The following is a 17,399-nucleotide window of genomic DNA, read 5'->3' on the forward strand; positions in this document are numbered from 1 at the left end:
CATGACCTCAACGAGACGTATGGTATAATGATGTCGCACGTTGTGTTTGTTCGCCAATGTCTCCTCTCCATCCATTCACAGTTCATCTTCCGATCGGTCTGCTGATCGGGAATGCCATCATGACGGCGCTCTACCTCTGGCGTGGCGATCGTTCGCTGGAAACAGCGGCATATCATTGCCTGTGGCTGGGATGGCTGCTCTTGTTACCTGCTGTTGTCACCGGAACGATCGATGCCGCGCGACAGGTGTTCGATCCGCTGCGCCCCAGGGACGACGCGCTGGTCTGGGTTAATGCGCACGCACTGACGGGAGTGGCAATAATGGTCGTATACTGGCAGGCATGGCAGGCGCGACGACGGAACCCGGCAATCCTGGACGATGCCGGAGCGCGGCGCAGCTACCTGGCGCTGCTGACGCTGGGGGCAATGCTGGTTGTGCTGACCGGATGGCTGGGAGGGCAGCTGGTCTATTCGCTGCGCCTGGGAATAGAAATGTAAGCAGAGACGTAAAGGAGAGCGCTGTGCTCGATCTGTTCTTCTACCTGTTGCTCTGGATACCGCTCAATCTGTTACGGCTCGTGTGGGCCAACTGGAAGATCGAGGGTCGTGAGCATCTGCCGCCGCGCCCGCAGGGCATGATACTGGCAGTCAATCACCTGCACTGGAGCGATATTCTGGTCGTTGGCGCCTCCCTCCCCCTCTCCCATCGTCCCTGGTGGGTCGCAAAGGTCGAATTGTTCAACAACCCGGTTGCGGCATGGTGGTTCCGCACGATGCACGTCATCCCGATCAAACGTGGCAAGCGCGATCTGGCGGCGCTCGAAGCGGCGGAGGAAGCGCTCAAGCGGGGCGCAGTGCTGATCATGTTCCCCGAAGGGCATCGCAGCGACACCGGGCAGTTGCAGCAAGGGCGCGGCGGCGCAGTGCGCCTGGCGATCCGCGCCCAATGCCCGATCGTGCCGGTTGCGATCTGGGGCACCGAGGCGGGCATCGGCGCAATCCTGCGGCGGCGTCCAATTCGGGTGCGGTTTGGCAAACCATATCATCCGCCTGTCGAAGGCGACAAAATCCCCTTCGATCGCATGAACGACCTGACCGATGACATGATGCTGCGGATCGCAGCGATGATGCCGGAGCGATACTGGGGCTACTACCGCGAACGGATGCTGGCAGAGACAGCGGAAAAATCGTCATGACCCCTGCCGTGTCTCCCTCCCGCAGCGCCACCCTGCGGGAGGGTGGCGCTTACGCCTCCGCTTTCTCCTCTGGACCCAGGATCAGATCGGCGATATAGACCGCGAGACGCGCTGCCAGGGTGGTCAGCAGCAGACTGAGCAACCCGACCAGCAGACGGCGTTTCATCTCATCGTCGAACAGACTTGTGTTCATAGGTATGGCATCTCCTTCTGTGTTCGTTGCCCAATGCAGTATATCACACTCAAATGGTGCGCGCATTTGTATTCACAACTTCACTGCACAAACGCACCGCAGAGATGACGGGAATGCAGAGTCTTTCTTCAATCCCTCTCTGCGTCCTAGTATAATCTAACGGGACACGGTATACCGTTCTGCGCCAGGTTCACGAGATCGCCGCGGAGTGTTGGGTAGCCGTGTCCTTCAACGCGACCAAGCCGAACAGTTATCTGGGCCCTCAAACCCGCATATGCTAGCAAGGCTGGCGCCGTTTTCCTCAGGAGGTTCTGTGTATGGCTTCCCGTGAGTCGCTCTTTATCGGCATTGATGTCTCCAAACAGACGCTGGATGTGGCGTTTGGCGCCGACCCGCACGCGCCACGCGAGACGATACCGTCTACCGACGAAGGTGTCCAGCTCCTGGTCACGCGACTCCAGCGCCTGCAGCCGACCCTGATTGTGCTGGAGGCGACCGGCGGGCTGGAGCGCATGGTGTTCGCCCAACTGCTCCAGGCTGGCGTGCCGACGGCGCGGGTGCAGCCACGCCGCGTGCGCGCCCTGGCGCACGCGGAAGGACGCCAGGCGAAGACCGACCGCCTGGATGCCCGGTTGCTCGCCCGCTTTGCCGAACGGGTGCGCCCGCCGCACCACCAAGCGACGGACGAGCAGCGCGCATCCTTGCGCGACCTGCTGGTCCGGCGGGAGCAGGTGATTCAGATGCGGACGGCTGAGATCAATCGGTTGACGGCTGCCGCGCCGAACCTCCGCCCGGGCATCCAGCAGCATATTGATTGGCTGGATCAGGAGATCCGTGCGCTTGAGCAGGAACGCGACAACGAGGCGGAGCGCACCGACGAGGTGCGCCGGAAACGGGAGCTGCGCGACAGCGTGCCCGGCATCGGCGCGATCACCGCACTGAACCTGCTGCTCCGCCTGCCCGAACTGGGGACCATCAATCGCAAGGAAGCGGCGGCCGTTGTGGGCGTTGCGCCGTATGCCAATCAGAGCGGCGCACAGCACAAACCCCGGCATATCTCCGGCGGCAGGAGGGATGTGCGCAGCGTGTTGTACATGGCGACCCTGGCGGCCACGCGGCGCCGTCTGGTCAGGCGCGCCTTCGATCAGCGCCTGTGTCAAGCTGGCAAGCCGCGCAAGGTCGCCATCGTCGCTGCGATGCGCAAGCTGCTGACTATTCTCGGCGCAATATTGCGTCAGCAAAAGCCCTGGGATCCGGCTGTGCATACGAGCGCCCCTTGACAAGCAACACAGTTACTCCGCGCCTCTGCGGTGAAATGACCCCATTTATGTGTCTATCCGCGCCAGGTTGGGGAACGAGCTGCGCAGGCGGGCAACGATCGCTGCGGCTGCCGTGCGTGCCGCTTCCTGCGTGACGCTATCGGGCGGGGGCAGTTCCAGATACCGCTCATCGCTCCCTGGGCCTGCGGGAAAACGGCGCCGTAGCAGAACCACTGCGGCAGTCGCTCCCACCAGAGCGCCGGCAATTATCCCTGTCATGAAACCATCGTTCTGGTGAGGGTCGTTCATCATATCACCTCAAGGTAATCAGCGTCGGGAAGCGGCGGAAACGGCGCTGTGGGCAGTGTCTGATACCAGTACGCCACCGATGCGATATCGTCCTGCAACGGCAGATACCGTCCACCGCTGCGCCAGCCTAGCGCCTGAATGGTCACGCGCAGGTCGCGCTCAAAGCGGATGGGATCGGTAATATGCCAGCGGTACATACCGAAACGCATCTGCGAGCGATAGAGACCGTCGGGGCGGATGACCTGCGCCAGACCAGAGTACGGCGTCGTGAATTCGCGATACCCTCCCTGATCTTTGCCCACATCAAAATTGTACGAACCGCAGAAATAGTCCTCTGTGCCGGTGCCGCAAATGGTAGGATACTCATCGTCGCCATCGATGTAGAACTTGATCTCCCCCTCGCCCCACCAGCCATTGTTGTTGACGCCCCATGCCATATAGGCGCCGACATACTGCCCCTGACCGCGCACACCGTCGAGGATCGTATAGACCTGTTTGTACGGCAGCGGGTTGACGCGCCGAAACTGGGCGTGGAAGTACGCCAGATCGTCGGGGACATCGGTCTCCGTGAAGGTAATCTGGTAATAGAGCGTCATCTCCTGCGCGGCGATATTCGTCATCGTCATGCGAAACCCACTCCGATAGGGCATTTCCCAGTAACAGTTGAACGCACTGCCGGGGTTGACACACACGGCAAGCGAACTGATCTGCGCGTACTGTCCCCACCCGCAGGCAAAGAAGTCGCCAGCCGGGCATTCGACCGACGGCGTCTCCTGGTTATCCCAGTAGATGCGCAGAATACTATGGCGCCAGTGACCGGTCAATGTCATCCAGATATGCTGAATGGCGCCTGAACCGCGCACATCGGCAAGTGTTCGCGTTTCGCCAGGAGCGATGCGGATGGACGGCGAGATCTTCCACCCGACCCCCAGGTCGCGGGCGCACGCCGCGCCAGTGCCGTCGGTCGCCATTCCCCCTTTACCCTTTTCGCCGGTGAAATTCTCCGGGCTGATCGAACGTGTGCGCGCCCGCGACAGGCGCGCCAGATTGCCCAGGTGCATGCCCAAACCGTTGAACGGCGTCATTCTCAGAAATCCTTTGCGCGTGCGCGCAGAACGAGCAGATGCTGCGGGGATTATACCTCAAGGAGTGCTCGTCGTTGCTTAAGCCAGATTTTTACACAGGTTAGCGCGCACTTAACCAGGATACTGTCATGATTCGTTTGGCTGAAGCAACCCCCCTTTGTTCTGTCATAACAGCCGCAGGTTTGTTTCGCAGGCGCCCTGGTTTGGATGGTGTCGTGAGAGATGAGGAGGGAACATGTACCGCAACATTATGATCGTTCTTTTGGCACTGTACATGCTGGCGCTGGCAATGACGCCTCAAGGTCTGGCTGCTCAAACGACAGGACCTCGCCTGCTGACCGATCCCTTCCTGCAGTTGCCGACAGCTACAACAGTGCGAGTGGTCTGGTTCACAGAGTTTGAAGGTCAGCGCCACTTCATCAGCTATGGCGAAGGACTGAGACACACGGCTGAAGCGACTACCATGCGTATGACGCGCATGTACGAAGATGCCAGTTCGCGCATTCTGGGTCGTCCATCGCCCTCGAGGGTGACCGAGCGCCCCATCTGGCGCCATGAGGCAATCGCTACTGGTTTGATCCCAAATGTGCGAGTTCCGTATACGGTCACGAGCATCGATGATACAGGCAACAGCGTTACCAGCAGGCAGTTTACCCTTCAACCACTGCCGACCCCTGGAACACCGATGAAAATCCTGCTCACATCCGATCAGCAGAATCGCCTGATGTCACCCGCCAACTTCCAGAAAGTGATCGAGACAGTCGGCAGAGTGGATGCGGTCTTCTTCGCAGGTGATTTCGTTGACGAGCCAAGCCGCGCCTCAGAGTGGTTTGATCGCTTCGATCCAAACTGGCGCAACGTCAATAACCCCGCCAATCCGGGCTATGATCCGAATCGTCCGGCGTTTTTCAATGCCCGACCAGCATTCTTCCCTTCACTCCAGGGTAAATATCGGGAAATCTTCCCAGAATTCCCCTACACTGGCGGTGAGATTCTCCAGCACGCACCACTGTTTGGCGCGATCGGCAATCACGAAGCGCCTGGACGCTGGCGACCAAACGCCGAATTCACACTGAATGGACGCACACAGGTGGCAAACCTGAGTTTTATGGACAACGACCCGCAACCGCGATGGTTCGCTGAGATCCGTTACGAACAGTTGAAGAGGAGCGACCCGAACTTCAATCCCACCAATGATCCCGTCTTCCGTGAGCAGTGGATCACCGACAATTCCTACAACTTTACGAGTTACTTCGAAGTGTGGACACTCCCGGATGACGGACCTGCTGGCGAGTCGTACTATGCCTACAAGATCGGTGATGTCTTTGTAATCTCCATGAATGTCTCGCGCGTCTGGCGAACCTGGAATCTGCAGGAAGGACCAACGAGCGCACGCTTTAGCCCGCGTGGGAAGTATACCGAGTTCTCCAGCGAACTGAACAATCCTGGCGAGTGGGGTTTCGGCGATATGTGGTTCGAAACCTACGACTCGACCTCGGATCAGTATGCCTGGCTCGTGCGGCAGTTTGAGAGTCCAGCGTTCAAATCCTCAAAATACCGGATTGTTCTGGCACATCAGACCATGTTTGGTCTTGGCGACAACTCCGTTCCGGTGATGGCCAACCCCGAAACAACTATTATCTACAACGACGGCGGCGTTTCGGGGGAGAAGAAGTTTGTCTGGCCCGTCAGTTATGAGGTGTGGGAAAGCGAGATCCAACCGCTTGTCGATGCCCGCGCGATTACTGAGATACGCATCGAGTATCCGCTTGAGAAAGATATCTGGAGAAATCAGATCGAGCCGTTGTTACTCGAGCACGGCGTCCAGATGGTTCACAACGCCCACTCACATGTCTGGAACCGCACGATCGTCGAAGGCGCCGACGGACGGCAGGTTCACTACATCGAAACCTCGAATGTTGGCAACAGCTTCGGCGCTTATCTGCCGGGATGGAAAGATAGTCGCGTGCCTTGGGCGACATCGTTCTGGAACGAGGTGACCGGTCCGAACCCGCGCTGGAGTCCTGCTGACTATCCGCGCGCTGGCGACCCTCACAATCGCGCTCCGGTCATGCCGACCCTCTTCAACCCGATGCGTGAGATGGAAGGAACTGATCGCAACTGGCCCTTCGTTGACAGCAATAATGTGACCGTCTTCACCATCTTCGACACTGCCACCGGTGCAGTGAGCAGTTATGCATTCGACACGCGCAAACCCGACAGCGCGGTAGTGAAGTTTGATGAGTTCTTCCTGAAGCCTGCTGCTGTCGATGTCTTCCCGGCGACTCCTCTTCGGGACGCTTTCGACCGCGCCGATGGACGCCTGGGACGCGACTGGATCGGCGCGACACAACCCGACCAGTACCGCATCTCCGGCAACCAGGTCGATGTCGAGAAGGGCGGCGCTGTACTCTGGCGTCAGCAGTTCGGCGCCAACCAGGAAGCCTTCGTGACCTTGAGCACTATCGATCCGAACAGTCAGCATCACACGTTGCTGCTGAAAGGGCGTGGCGCGAATGCGACGCAAGGCACCATTCTGGTCTCCTACGATGCAGTGAAACGCCAGATCGTCGTCGAAGCGTTGCGGCCCGGTTGGGGCTGGTATCAGGTTCAAACATTCTCGAATATCACCCTTGAAGCGGGTGATGTGCTCGGTGCACGCGCGCTGGCAGACGGCTCGGTGCATGTGTATGTGAATTACGTACCGATGGGGGTAGCTGATACAACCACCGTAGTCGGCGGATTGTACGTCAATCGCGGTGGTCGCATCGGGTTGTTCTTCCACGAAGCGAGTAACGCCGCCTTCGATCATTTTGGCGGTGGTGATCGGTAAGGCGATCACGCTTGAGGATGTGACGACGATGTAGGATGATATCTATCCAGCGTGCGGGAGACTGGCTTCCGCACGCTGTCTTATTATTTCTTCCTTCCCTTATCAAGTTGCGGTATCATCTGTTTCGTATGTCAGCCAGAATACATCTTGACGCACCTGTCCGGTACATGCTATGCTGGTCAGGCATATCTCCGCGCCGCAAGAGAAACGTTCGCCCTTGAGGCATACACAAACATGGCATCGGTCGCGTAGCGCACGTGTTGATCGCTGGCCACCCTGTTCGTCAGGATGGTCGTGTGGTTCGTCTTGCCGTTTAGCACAAGGAGGTGTCCATGGTCGAAGGTGTAACCGCTGATTCTCCAGGAACGCAAACCCCCGTGTCTGTGGAAGAGGTGATGACCGTCCTTCAGCGTTGCTATGACCCATGCTGCAAAGAGCGACAGGTCAGCGTCGTGGACATGGGACTGATCGAACAGGTGCGGGTTTCGGGTGGTCAGGTCGATATCGACATCATTCTGACGACGGGTTGGTGCCCCTTTTCGCTTCATCTGCTGCAAATGATGGAGGAGGAAGTCAGGGGCATTCAAGGTGTCGAGGGGGTCAACGTCCAGATCACCTGGAACACTCCCTGGTCACCAGATCGTCTGTCAGCAACAGCGCGTGAGCGGCTCCAACTCCCGCTGGAACAACTCCTGCCGCTCCGTGAAGCGCGCCTGGCGCGCGATCAACGCCTTCATGAGTCGGACCGGTAGCGTATCGGCGATGTTGAGGAGGATTGCCATGATTGATGATGCGTTCGTGTTCGACGGTGTGTGCCACGTCTTCAACTTCGATAAGTCCAATGCGTTCGGCAAGCCGGGGGAGATGTTCATCGAGCATCTGTACGCCTTTCATCAGGTGCTCAACGCTCCCGGCGAGAAGACTCTCACCCGTGAAGAGTACATGCGCGAATGGACGGCGGATGAAATCGCGCGCATGGTTTTCGACGAAAGCCCCACCGACATGATCATTGCGCAGCCGTTGCCGCTGACCGATCTGTTCAAGGACGGGCTTTCGAGTTGGGAAAAGTGCGCGGCGATGGCGCGCAAATATCCCGATCGGACGATCTTCTGGGGATCGATCAACCCGCTCGAAGGAAAGAAGGCGCTCGATCTGATGGAGATTCAGGTCAAGGAGTACGGCGCCCGTGGGTTCAAACTCTACAATGTGCGCTATGACTACGGTCAGCCGTTCCCGTGGCGCATGGACGATCCACGGGTGGCGTTTCCGGTCTTCGAGAAGGCGCTCGAACTGGGTGTCAACATCATTGGAGTCCACAAAGGCGTTCCGCTGGGACCGCAACCGGTTGAACACACCCAGGCGTGGGACATGGACGGCGCAGCTGCCAGGTTCCCGGAGATCAATTTCGTTATCTTCCACGTCGGATTACCGTTCATCGATGAGATCTGCTGGCAGTTGGTGCGCTATCCGAACCTCTACGCTTCGATTGCGGCGACAGTCAACTTTGTTGTGCGCTCACCGCGCGTCTTTGCCGAGACCATGGCAAAACTGCTCTTCTGGTGCGGCGAAGATAAAATCATCTACGGCGGAGAGACGCCGATCTGGCATCCGCGCGGCGCGCTGAAAGCGTTCTGGGAGTTTGAACTGCCGGACGACATCGTGCAGGGGTATGGATGCGGGCAGTTGACGAAGGAGGCGAAGAAGAAGATCCTCGGACTGAATCTGGCACGTCTCCACGGGATCGATGTCGAGGAGAAGAAACGCAGCCTGGGGCTGGCAGCGTAGATTTCGGTTGGGATGTGTGGTGGGATGAGGGTCATTTTCCCTCTTGACATCACGCCAGAATCCACTACAATACGTTCCTGGCGCCTGTGCGCCATAGGTGTTCGTGCTCTCCGGCAAAAATCCGCGCAAGGATGCAGCGTGATTTTTGGAGCGCCATCAGAGAACGGTTCATCTTCGCATGAACGGATGGTCCCGGTAGAGCGTTCAGGAAGAGTGTATGGACGGTAAAGCCAACTTATCCTGCCGCGACCTGTCGCGCCCGGAGTCGATGCACTCCCCGGCGTGCGGGTGTGCGCCTGCCGTTCGAGATAGTCTCCTCTGACGAACCTCTGTTGCATGCGCCCCCGCACGTCGAATGTGCGGGGGTTTTTTGTGTCCCCTTGTCTGCCGGGTGAGTCTGGTCGCATGTTCTGGACTCGTTTTGCTGGCGCTTCTGCCAGCCTCGTGCAGATGAAGGAGGTTCACTCCAATTGAATGGGCAGCCCTACGTCACCGCGTTCACCGACCGTTATGGCGTCGGCCCTGAAGGACAGATCAACGATTTCATCAGCCGTCGTGGCGACCGATTGCTTCTGGCGGATCAGATAGACCTCAATGCGATGGTGGCGCGCTACGGCGCGCCGCTAGAGGTCGCGTATTGCCCGCAGATCACGCTTCAGATCGAGCGGATGCTGGCATGGGCGGACGACGCGCGCATGCGGAGCGGGTATGTCGGCGGTTTTATCTATGCGTATGCGACGAAAGCCAACTTTGCCGAAGAGGTTGTGCGCACTGCCATCGGCGCTGGCGCCCACTACGAAACCTCCGCAGCCGCCGATGTGACTATCGCGCATCGCCTGTGGCAGCAGGGAGTGTTGCCGTCGGATCGATACATCTTCTGCAACGGCTCGAAGGACGATGCCTACCTGGCTGCGATCAGTGCGTTGCGTCGTGCTGGCTTCGCGCGTGTTGTGCCGGTCATCGATGACCTGGACGAACTGGAGACACTGCTGGCGATGTGCCGCGAACCGTTGCTGCTCGGTGTACGGGAGCGCCACGCGCCTGCCGATGTCGATGCAGATCATCCCGGTGGTGAACGGTTTGGCTTGACGCCGGACGAGATTGAGCAGGTTGTGGAACGACTGCGCCATACGCCGCACCGCCTGGTGATGTACCACGCAATGGTTGGGAGTCAGATCGAGGATGCCGATCGCTGGAATATGCGGCTGGCGCGTTCGGCTGAGGCGTATGCTCGCCTGCGACAGCAGGCGCCATCGCTGATGCTGTTCAACTTTGGCGGCGGCATGCCGACGTCCGCCTATTCGCTCGATTTTCGTTTTGACTACGTCGGTTTTCTCGAGCGCCTGATGCGCACGCTGGCGTCGACCTGCGCTGCCCATAATGTGCCGCAACCAACCCTGGTTGGCGAGTTTGGTCGCTATACCGTTGCGTCGCACAATGTCTTCATCATGGAAGTCGGACGGGTCAAGCGTGGGCAGGGTGATGCGCCGGATTGGGTGTTAATCAACGGCAGCCTGATGGTGTCGCTGCCTGATAGCCTGATCGTGCCGGGTCAGGAGTTCATCATCCTGCCGCTGGATGGATGGGATCGTCCGGTGCGCCCGGTGCGCCTTGCCGGTCGCCTGACGTGCGACAGTGACGACTTTTTCCCGCGACCGGGAGCGCCGCCGCTGTTGCTGCCCGATCCCTATCCTGGTCAAAAGATCGCATTCTTTGGCGTCGGCGCCTACCAGCAGATGATTGCCGGGCGGGGTGGGGCGCATCACTGCCTGACGCCGGAAATGCGACGCATTATTATCGAACGCGACGAAGACGCACTGGTGGTGCGCGAGGTTGCGCCCCAGAACCTGGGACAGATTATGGCGCTGCTGGGGTATGCCTGTGAAACACTGGAATTGCCGGTGCATCAACCGGTGCGTGCACCGGTGGAGCGACGGGTGGTGCGCGAGCCTTTGCGCCTGCTCCGTTCGGCGCGACGGCGGAACATGCCGCGTGGCGCGCCGCCGCCGCGTTACGGCAGTGCGGCACGGCATATGTGAATGTCGTTACGGATAACCGGGCGCCGTTGCGTTCAACGGCGCTACACTTCGTTGATACACACCCGATCGCGCGCCTGCGCCACCCGCTCGCACACGGCAATCAGGCGCGCTGCGCGCCATGTGTAGGTGTAGGGCGCCACGCGCTCACGCCCGCGTTGCGCCAGCGTCTGTCGCAGCGCAGAATCGTCGAGCAGGGTGCGCAGCGCAGCCGCCAGCGCCGCAACATCGCCGCGGGGAACGTGCAGTGCGCCGTCTCCTCCGGTAATCTCGCGCAGCGCCGGAAGATCGGGACACACCACTGCACGTTCCATCGCCATGTATTCGAACAATTTCAACGGCGACGCCGTTACGTCGGTGACCGTATCGGGAATGACCAGCACATCGGCGGCGGACAGGTAAAGCGGCACCCGATCCTGCGGTTGTGTGCCGATGAACGTCACCCGCTCGCCGATCCCCAGACGCTGCGCCTGCCCGGCGAGCGCCGTGCGTTCGGCGTCGCGTCCGCCGACCAGGATCAGGCGCGCGCCTGGCGTGTCAACCAGGGCGTTGAGCAGCAGGTCAACCCCACGGTAAGCGAAGGTCAGCCCGGCATAGACTATCGTGGGTTCATCCGGCAGACCAAGCGCCCGTCGGGCGGCATTGCAGTCTTGCGGCGCGTAGCGTGTTTCATCGTAGGCGTCGGGGAGCACAGCAACTTCGCAAGGGTCACGCAATCCAGTCGATGCCAGCATATCACGGAACGTGGCGGTGAGTGACGTCAATGCCGCAGGGCGCGTCAGCGTCAGGCGGTCGATCAGGTGCAGCAGCGGTTGCGCCCAGCCTTCTTTCGCGCGCGATGGGTTGCGGCTTTCCAGATCGTGCACCTCATACACCACGCGCGCGCCGGTCAGACGCGGCGCCAGCAGCGCGAGCCACAGCGCACAGATCACTTCACGCACATAAATGACATCAAAGCGCTGGCGACGCGCCAGGCGCAGCCAGGTCAGCAGCGCCAGCACCATCCAGGCATAGGCGCTGCGCTCGGCATAGTACCAGAGGGTGGAACGATAGACCCGTGACAGACGACCGATTCCGATGCGTGGCAGGTGGAGCGCCAACCCGTCGAACGCGCCTAGACCGGATTCGATGCGCGGTACAATCGCCAGTGTGTCCGGCGCTAGCGTTTTGAGCGCCCGCAGCGTGGCATACGTCTGCACGGCATTGGCAGAGCGCAGTTTGAGACTGTTGGGATAGGCGACGTAGCAGATGCGCATGGGGATTACCCCTTGTGCGTGGAAGGAACGCTCTTGCCCGACAGGAACGGCTCGTAGAGACGCAACAATTGCCCGGCGATCGTCTGCGAATTGAACGCTGCCGCCATAACCGGTCCGCGCTGCGCATACCTCTCCCACAGCGACCGGTCACGAAGCAACCGCACCAACGCCTCACCAATGGCGGCGCCGCTGCGTGGCGCCACGACGATCCCGCAATCCGCTTCGGCGACATAATCACTGACGCCGGTAGTGCGGGTGACGATGGGTGGGGCGCCGACCGCTGCCGCTTCGACCACCACCCGACTGAACGACTCGGCGACCGAGGGAACAACGACCGTATCGGCGGCTGCGAGATGCGCCATTGTCTGATCATGCGGAATGCCGCCGGTGAATGTGATGAACGGCGCAACGCCCAGTTCCTGCGCGCGTTGCTTCAGGTATGCGCCATAGTCGCCAAATCGCTTCGTGCTGCGGTCTGGTCCCACAATCACGACCTGCAGATCGATCCCGCCCTCGCGCGCATATGGAATGGCTTCCACCAGATATTCGATCCCTTTGAAGGGATGGAGCCGGTTCAGGCTTACAACAATTGGACGTGCAGGGTCGAGACCGTAGCGCGCACAGATGTCGGCTCTGCACTGCTGACGCAATGCGTCGAGGTCTATGCCAGGAGGCGGATAACTATCGGCAGTAATATTATAGGGAATAGCGGTCACTTTTGCGGGCTGAGCGCCCAGACGCACCGCCAGCGAACGGATCTGCGGCGAATCGGCGCGCAACACAGCAGCCTGGCGGAAGACGAACGGCAGGATCATACGAACCGCAAGAAAGCGCCCATACCCGTAATCGAACTCCGGCACGCTCATAATATCGGCGCCGGGCAGTGTGATCGCTAATGGTGGGCAGTGACGACGCCGCGCCAGCGCTGCGATGAACCCAAGCGGGAATGCCGTTTCGATATGCACCAGGTCGTACCGTCGCGCGGCAATGAACCGTCGGAAATGCACCAGCGCCCCTGCCAGATACGGATACCCGGTCGGCAACGCCAGTGCATGGTTCATCACTTTTAAGGCGCGGGGCGAACTCACCGGCAGACGATGAACGAGGATACCTTCTTGAACTTCGCTGATCAGACGGGAGATGCCAGCGGTGAGTGTGATCACCTCAGCATCGACCCCCTCTGCGCGCCAGGCAGCTATGACCTCGGCATGGATGCGGTTCCCCATCAGCGCGGGATCGTAACGGGGAATGAAGTAGAGAATTGTCATAGTGTGTTAATCTATCACAATGATCGCGTGACAGAGATGAATGCTTTTGCATGCTTCAGGAGTGTACCACACTCTCGCATACAGTTTTCACAACGCACGTTGAAGAAGAGGTAATGGTCGTGTGATAAGCTTTTGTTACAATGAGAGTGCGGAATGCGCACCTGTCCCTGTGTGAAGATGCTGGCGCACCTCGTATCCGTGCCGTCACCTGTAGAAACCACTATGGATCTCGAATCGCTCCGTGCTGAGAATAACGCCTTGCGTGCTCGTATGCGCGAACTTGAGGACGAACTTCAGCGTCTTCAGAGGACGGCGCACACCGACCATCTCTCTTCTGGCGAATCTCGCACAGATTCCCCTGACTATTTCGCGGTATTGCACGAAACGGCGCTGGCGATCATGAGTCGCCTCGACCTGAACGATGTGCTTGAAACCATCATGATGCATGCAGCGCGTCTGGCAGGAGCGAATGACGGGTTTATCGATCTGCTGTCGCCCGATGGCACGTTGCTGGAGATGAAGATCGGCATCGGTAAACATGCCCGGAATCGCGGCAGCGTGATCGCAATCAGTGAAGGTATCAGCGGACGTGTCTGTCAAACCGGTGCGCCCATGATGGTTGAGGACTACCGCAACTGGGAAGGACGGGTGCGCTCGATCGATACGTCTGATTTCGGGACGGTCATTGCCGTGCCGCTGCGATTGAGATCGGCGATCATTGGGGTGTTGGGCGTTTCCTACGATACGCCGACCCTGGAAGGGTTCGAGTCGATCGTGACACTGCTGATGCGCTTCGCCGAACTTGCAGCAATTGCCATCGATAACGCGCGTCTCTATACAATCGCGCAGGAGGAACTGGCAGAACGCCGGCGTATCGAGAACGAAGTGCGCGCGAATGAGCAACGGATGCGCGATCTCTATGCCGTCACGCGACGGCAGGCGCAGGAGTTGCACCTGATCGGGCAGGTGCGCGAAGCCATGGCACGTGAGATCGATCTGCCCGCCCTGTTTCGTACCGTCGTTGAGTCGATTGCGGCAACATTTGGATACTCGCTCGTCTGTCTCTATCTGCGCGACGGCGACGAACTGGCGCTCCAGCATCAGGTAGGCTATGCTGTTCAACTGGATCGCATTCCCTTCGGTCGAGGCGTCATCAGTCGCACGATCCTCAGCGGTCGGGCGACACTGATCGCCGATGTGCGCAGCGACCCGGATTTCATCGGTGTGATGGACAACATCGTATCGGAGATTTGCGTACCGCTGCGCGACCAGGATCGGGTCATTGGCGCGCTCAATATCGAAAGCACCGATAGTGTAGTGTTGACCGACGACGATCTGCGCGTGATGACCGAACTGGCGGAGCACATCAACGTCGCCATCGAGCGCGCCCGGCTCTATGAACAATTGTGGCGGCGAGTGCAGCAACTCGATGTCTTGTACGACATCATGACCGATATTACCGGCAATCTGGATCGCGATACGGTGCTGAAGGCAATCGTTGAGCGGACAATAGCCCTGCTGCGCGTCACGCACGGAATGATCGCTTTGTATGATCCAGAACAGAACAATTTACGGATTCATTACAGCGTCGGTATGAACCGTGATTACGCCGGTATGCGGATTGCGCCCGGCGAAGGCGTCATCGGCAGAGTAGCGCAGACGCGCCAGCCGCTCGTGGTCTATGACTACAACCAATGGGAGGGGCGCACGCCGCTGTTTCAGGAAATGCCGTCGTCAAATGTCCTTGGTGTGCCGCTGCTGTCCGGTGATGAATTGATCGGCACGCTGAGCGCTGGCGATTTCAATCTCAAGCGGGTGTTCACCGACGACGACATACGTCTGCTCAGCATATTTGCGCAGCAGGCGACGATTGCCATCAAGAATGCGCGTTTGTTCGCCGAAGTGCAGCATCTGGCAATCACCGATCCACTGATGGGCATCTACAACCGGCGCTACTTTTTCAGCGCGGCGACACGTGAATATGAGCGCGCGCGGCGTCATCATCACGCTCTGTCGGTGCTCATTGCCGATCTCGACAATTTCAAGCAGATTAATGATCGCTATGGTCATCCGATTGGTGATCAGGTGTTGCAGGCGGTCAGCAGCATCTTTCGCCGTGAACTGCGCTCGATTGACCTGCTTGCTCGCTATGGCGGCGAGGAAATTGTTGTGCTGCTGCCCGAAACCGATTGCAGCGGAGTTGTGCGGGTCGTCGAACGCCTGCGGTCGCGTCTGATGAGCGCGATACCGACCGAGCGCGGCGACGTGCACATCACCGCGAGTTTTGGCGCAGCGGTGAGTCAGCGTATCAGGACGCCGGATGTCGAGACGCTGATCGCCTGCGCCGATCAGTCGTTGCTCTACGCCAAACAGCAGGGAAAGGATCGTCTGGTCATCTGGTGTGACATGTGTGATGCGGCCGGTCATTGCCCCCATATTGCGCCGCATATGTCGCCGCCCCGGGTGAGTACTATCTTCCTCTCGCCCGGGAAGCCGGACGAATCAGTGTGAGTCGCAGGGCAATCGGCTGCGCTGGCTACCACGGAGCGAAGGTGGTCTGTCCTTGCTGCAGGGCTGATGAAGATTGAGCATGTATAGCAGTTCTCACAAAGATTGGTCTTGTTGAACAGGGTTGAACACGCCATCGAAAGCAGACGCCTCGTGCGACATCTCTCCGCGTGCTCCGCGTCTCTGTGTGCATCGGACCGGCTCACGCGGAGTAACTGTGTTGCTTGTCAAGGGGCGCTCGTATGCACAGCCGGATCCCAGGGCTTTTGCTGACGCAATATTGCGCCGAGAATAGTCAGCAGCTTGCGCATCGCAGCGACGATGGCGACCTTGCGCGGCTTGCCAGCTTGACACAGGCGCTGATCGAAGGCGCGCCTGACCAGACGGCGCCGCGTGGCCGCCAGGGTCGCCATGTACAACACGCTGCGCACATCCCTCCTGCCGCCGGAGATATGCCGGGGTTTGTGCTGTGCGCCGCTCTGATTGGCATACGGCGCAACGCCCACAAAGGCCGCCGCTTCCTTGCGATTGATGGTCCCCAGTTCGGGCAGGCGGAGCAGCAGGTTCAGTGCGGTGATCGCGCCGATGCCGGGCACGCTTTCGAGCAGCTCCCGTTTCCGGCGCACCTCGTCGGTGCGCTCCGCCTCGTTGTCGAGTTCCTGCTCAAGCGCACGGATCTCCTGATCCAGCCAATCAATATGCTGCTGGATGCCCGGACGGAGGTTCGGCGCGGCAGCCGTCAACCGATTGATCTCAGCCGTCCGCATCTGAATCACCTGCTCCCGCCGGACCAGCAGGTCGCGCAAGGATGCGCGCTGCTCGTCCGTCGCTTGGTGGTGCGGCGGGCGCACCCGTTCGGCAAAGCGGGCGAGCAACCGGGCATCCAGGCGGTCGGTCTTCGCCTGGCGTCCTTCCGCGTGCGCCAGGGCGCGCACGCGGCGTGGCTGCACCCGCGCCGTCGGCACGCCAGCCTGGAGCAGTTGGGCGAACACCATGCGCTCCAGCCCGCCGGTCGCCTCCAGCACAATCAGGGTCGGCTGCAGGCGCTGGAGTCGCGTGACCAGGAGCTGGACACCTTCGTCGGTAGACGGTATCGTCTCGCGTGGCGCGTGCGGGTCGGCGCCAAACGCCACATCCAGCGTCTGTTTGGAGACATCAATGCCGATAAAGAGCGACTCACGGGAAGCCATACACAGAACCTCCTGAGGAAAACGGCGCCAGCCTTGCTAGCATATGCGGGTTTGAGGGCCCAGATAACTGTTCGGCTTGGTCGCGTTGAAGGACACGGCTACCCAACACTCCGCGGCGATCTCGTGAACCTGGCGCAGAACGGTATACCGTGTCCCGTTAGATTATACTAGGCGCGAAGGCGCGGAGATAGGAGCGCAGCGCTCACACGGCCGGTTGGACTGGACTGCACCCGTCGCCGGAAGCGGGCGTCTCGCGCGACACGGCAGACCCGGACAAGGGTCAATATATCTGAGAATTGCTATAATCCGGTATGCGCCGCGTGCCGTCGGGCTGAATGAATAGCCGATAGGCGATAGCTGATAGCTGATAGCCGAGAGGAGCGCTGGCCGTCGGGCTGATGGAGATTGAGAATCTAATCCGGTATGCGCCGCGTGCCGTCGGGCTGAATGAATAGCCGATAGGCGATAGCTGATAGCTGATA

General features: G+C 59.8%; 14 protein-coding genes. 8 read left to right on the forward strand and 6 right to left on the reverse strand.

The features are described 5' to 3' along the window. Positions 1-56: 56 nt before the first annotated feature. Together ROSERS_RS14575 and ROSERS_RS14580 are read left to right on the forward strand one after the other, a co-directional pair. Positions 57-497 carry a DUF2231 domain-containing protein gene (locus ROSERS_RS14575; protein WP_011957543.1) on the forward strand — a complete coding sequence of 147 codons (441 nt, stop codon included), beginning with the start codon at positions 57-59 and terminating at the stop codon, positions 495-497. A 23-nt stretch (positions 498-520) separates the two neighbouring features. After that, positions 521-1,195, forward strand: coding sequence for a lysophospholipid acyltransferase family protein (locus ROSERS_RS14580; RefSeq protein ID WP_011957544.1), 675 nt, complete (start codon positions 521-523; stop codon positions 1,193-1,195). 49 nt (positions 1,196-1,244) lie between these two features. On the opposite strand, the gene ROSERS_RS26480 is transcribed toward ROSERS_RS14580, so the two are convergent. After that, positions 1,245-1,388, reverse strand: a complete 144-nt coding sequence (locus tag ROSERS_RS26480) for a hypothetical protein (RefSeq protein WP_011957545.1) — start codon at positions 1,386-1,388, stop codon at positions 1,245-1,247. Between the two features lie 317 nt (positions 1,389-1,705). On the opposite strand from ROSERS_RS26480, the gene ROSERS_RS14585 reads away from it, so the two are divergent. Then, positions 1,706-2,668, forward strand: a complete 963-nt coding sequence (locus tag ROSERS_RS14585; RefSeq protein ID WP_011957546.1) for an IS110-like element ISRfsp2 family transposase — start codon at positions 1,706-1,708, stop codon at positions 2,666-2,668. A gap of 45 nt (positions 2,669-2,713) precedes the next feature. Here the strand turns inward: ROSERS_RS14585 and ROSERS_RS14590 are convergent, their stop codons facing one another. Both ROSERS_RS14590 and ROSERS_RS14595 read right to left on the reverse strand, forming a co-directional pair. Then, positions 2,714-2,926 (reverse strand): hypothetical protein, encoded by a 213-nt coding sequence (locus ROSERS_RS14590; RefSeq protein WP_232282622.1) that lies wholly within the window; start codon positions 2,924-2,926, stop codon positions 2,714-2,716. Positions 2,927-2,955: 29 nt separating this feature from the next. Further along, a complete protein-coding gene (locus ROSERS_RS14595; RefSeq protein ID WP_011957548.1) occupies positions 2,956-4,041 on the reverse strand; it encodes a glycoside hydrolase family 172 protein in 1,086 nt (361 codons plus the stop codon). 235 nt (positions 4,042-4,276) lie between these two features. Between ROSERS_RS14595 and ROSERS_RS14600 the strand changes: the two genes are divergently transcribed. From ROSERS_RS14600 to ROSERS_RS14615, 4 genes are all read left to right on the forward strand, one after another. After that, positions 4,277-6,874: a metallophosphoesterase gene (locus ROSERS_RS14600; RefSeq protein WP_011957549.1), complete on the forward strand. Its 2,598-nt coding sequence runs from the start codon at positions 4,277-4,279 to the stop codon at positions 6,872-6,874. A gap of 332 nt (positions 6,875-7,206) precedes the next feature. Beyond that, positions 7,207-7,626 (forward strand): metal-sulfur cluster assembly factor, encoded by a 420-nt coding sequence (locus ROSERS_RS14605; protein ID WP_041333752.1) that lies wholly within the window; start codon positions 7,207-7,209, stop codon positions 7,624-7,626. Positions 7,627-7,654: 28 nt separating this feature from the next. After that, positions 7,655-8,659, forward strand: a complete 1,005-nt coding sequence (locus ROSERS_RS14610) for an amidohydrolase family protein (RefSeq protein ID WP_011957551.1) — start codon at positions 7,655-7,657, stop codon at positions 8,657-8,659. Between the two features lie 470 nt (positions 8,660-9,129). Next, positions 9,130-10,698, forward strand: a complete 1,569-nt coding sequence (locus ROSERS_RS14615; RefSeq protein ID WP_011957552.1) for an arginine decarboxylase — start codon at positions 9,130-9,132, stop codon at positions 10,696-10,698. Positions 10,699-10,739: 41 nt separating this feature from the next. Here the strand turns inward: ROSERS_RS14615 and ROSERS_RS14620 are convergent, their stop codons facing one another. Next, the gene (locus ROSERS_RS14620) at positions 10,740-11,951 is read right to left on the reverse strand and encodes a glycosyltransferase (protein WP_011957553.1); all 1,212 of its coding nucleotides are present in this window, start codon (positions 11,949-11,951) and stop codon (positions 10,740-10,742) included. 5 nt (positions 11,952-11,956) lie between these two features. Next, on the reverse strand, positions 11,957-13,219 hold the full coding sequence (locus ROSERS_RS14625) for a glycosyltransferase family 4 protein (protein ID WP_011957554.1): 1,263 nt from the start codon (positions 13,217-13,219) through the stop codon (positions 11,957-11,959). Positions 13,220-13,441: 222 nt separating this feature from the next. Here ROSERS_RS14625 and ROSERS_RS14630 point away from each other — a divergent pair, with 222 nt between their 5' ends. Then, positions 13,442-15,730: a GAF domain-containing protein gene (locus ROSERS_RS14630; RefSeq protein ID WP_041335490.1), complete on the forward strand. Its 2,289-nt coding sequence runs from the start codon at positions 13,442-13,444 to the stop codon at positions 15,728-15,730. Positions 15,731-15,954: 224 nt separating this feature from the next. Here ROSERS_RS14630 and ROSERS_RS14635 read toward each other — a convergent pair whose 3' ends face one another. After that, positions 15,955-16,917 carry an IS110-like element ISRfsp2 family transposase gene (locus tag ROSERS_RS14635; RefSeq protein ID WP_011957556.1) on the reverse strand — a complete coding sequence of 321 codons (963 nt, stop codon included), beginning with the start codon at positions 16,915-16,917 and terminating at the stop codon, positions 15,955-15,957. Positions 16,918-17,399: the final 482 nt, after the last annotated feature.

The organism is Roseiflexus sp. RS-1 (assembly GCF_000016665.1).
GTDB lineage: Bacteria > Chloroflexota > Chloroflexia > Chloroflexales > Roseiflexaceae > Roseiflexus.

Bases quoted from the DNA above. Each gene is read 5' to 3' on its own strand.
- ROSERS_RS14575 (WP_011957543.1), top strand. From the start codon at position 57: ATGTCTCCTCTCCATCCATTCACAGTTCATCTTCCGATCGGTCTGCTG.
- ROSERS_RS26480 (WP_011957545.1), bottom strand. From the start codon at position 1,388: ATGAACACAAGTCTGTTCGACGATGAGATGAAACGCCGTCTGCTGGTC.
- ROSERS_RS14585 (WP_011957546.1), top strand. From the start codon at position 1,706: ATGGCTTCCCGTGAGTCGCTCTTTATCGGCATTGATGTCTCCAAACAG.
- ROSERS_RS14590 (WP_232282622.1), bottom strand. From the start codon at position 2,926: ATGACAGGGATAATTGCCGGCGCTCTGGTGGGAGCGACTGCCGCAGTG.
- ROSERS_RS14595 (WP_011957548.1), bottom strand. From the start codon at position 4,041: ATGACGCCGTTCAACGGTTTGGGCATGCACCTGGGCAATCTGGCGCGC.
- ROSERS_RS14600 (WP_011957549.1), top strand. From the start codon at position 4,277: ATGTACCGCAACATTATGATCGTTCTTTTGGCACTGTACATGCTGGCG.
- ROSERS_RS14605 (WP_041333752.1), top strand. From the start codon at position 7,207: ATGGTCGAAGGTGTAACCGCTGATTCTCCAGGAACGCAAACCCCCGTG.
- ROSERS_RS14610 (WP_011957551.1), top strand. From the start codon at position 7,655: ATGATTGATGATGCGTTCGTGTTCGACGGTGTGTGCCACGTCTTCAAC.
- ROSERS_RS14620 (WP_011957553.1), bottom strand. From the start codon at position 11,951: ATGCGCATCTGCTACGTCGCCTATCCCAACAGTCTCAAACTGCGCTCT.
- ROSERS_RS14625 (WP_011957554.1), bottom strand. From the start codon at position 13,219: ATGACAATTCTCTACTTCATTCCCCGTTACGATCCCGCGCTGATGGGG.
- ROSERS_RS14630 (WP_041335490.1), top strand. From the start codon at position 13,442: ATGGATCTCGAATCGCTCCGTGCTGAGAATAACGCCTTGCGTGCTCGT.
- ROSERS_RS14635 (WP_011957556.1), bottom strand. From the start codon at position 16,917: ATGGCTTCCCGTGAGTCGCTCTTTATCGGCATTGATGTCTCCAAACAG.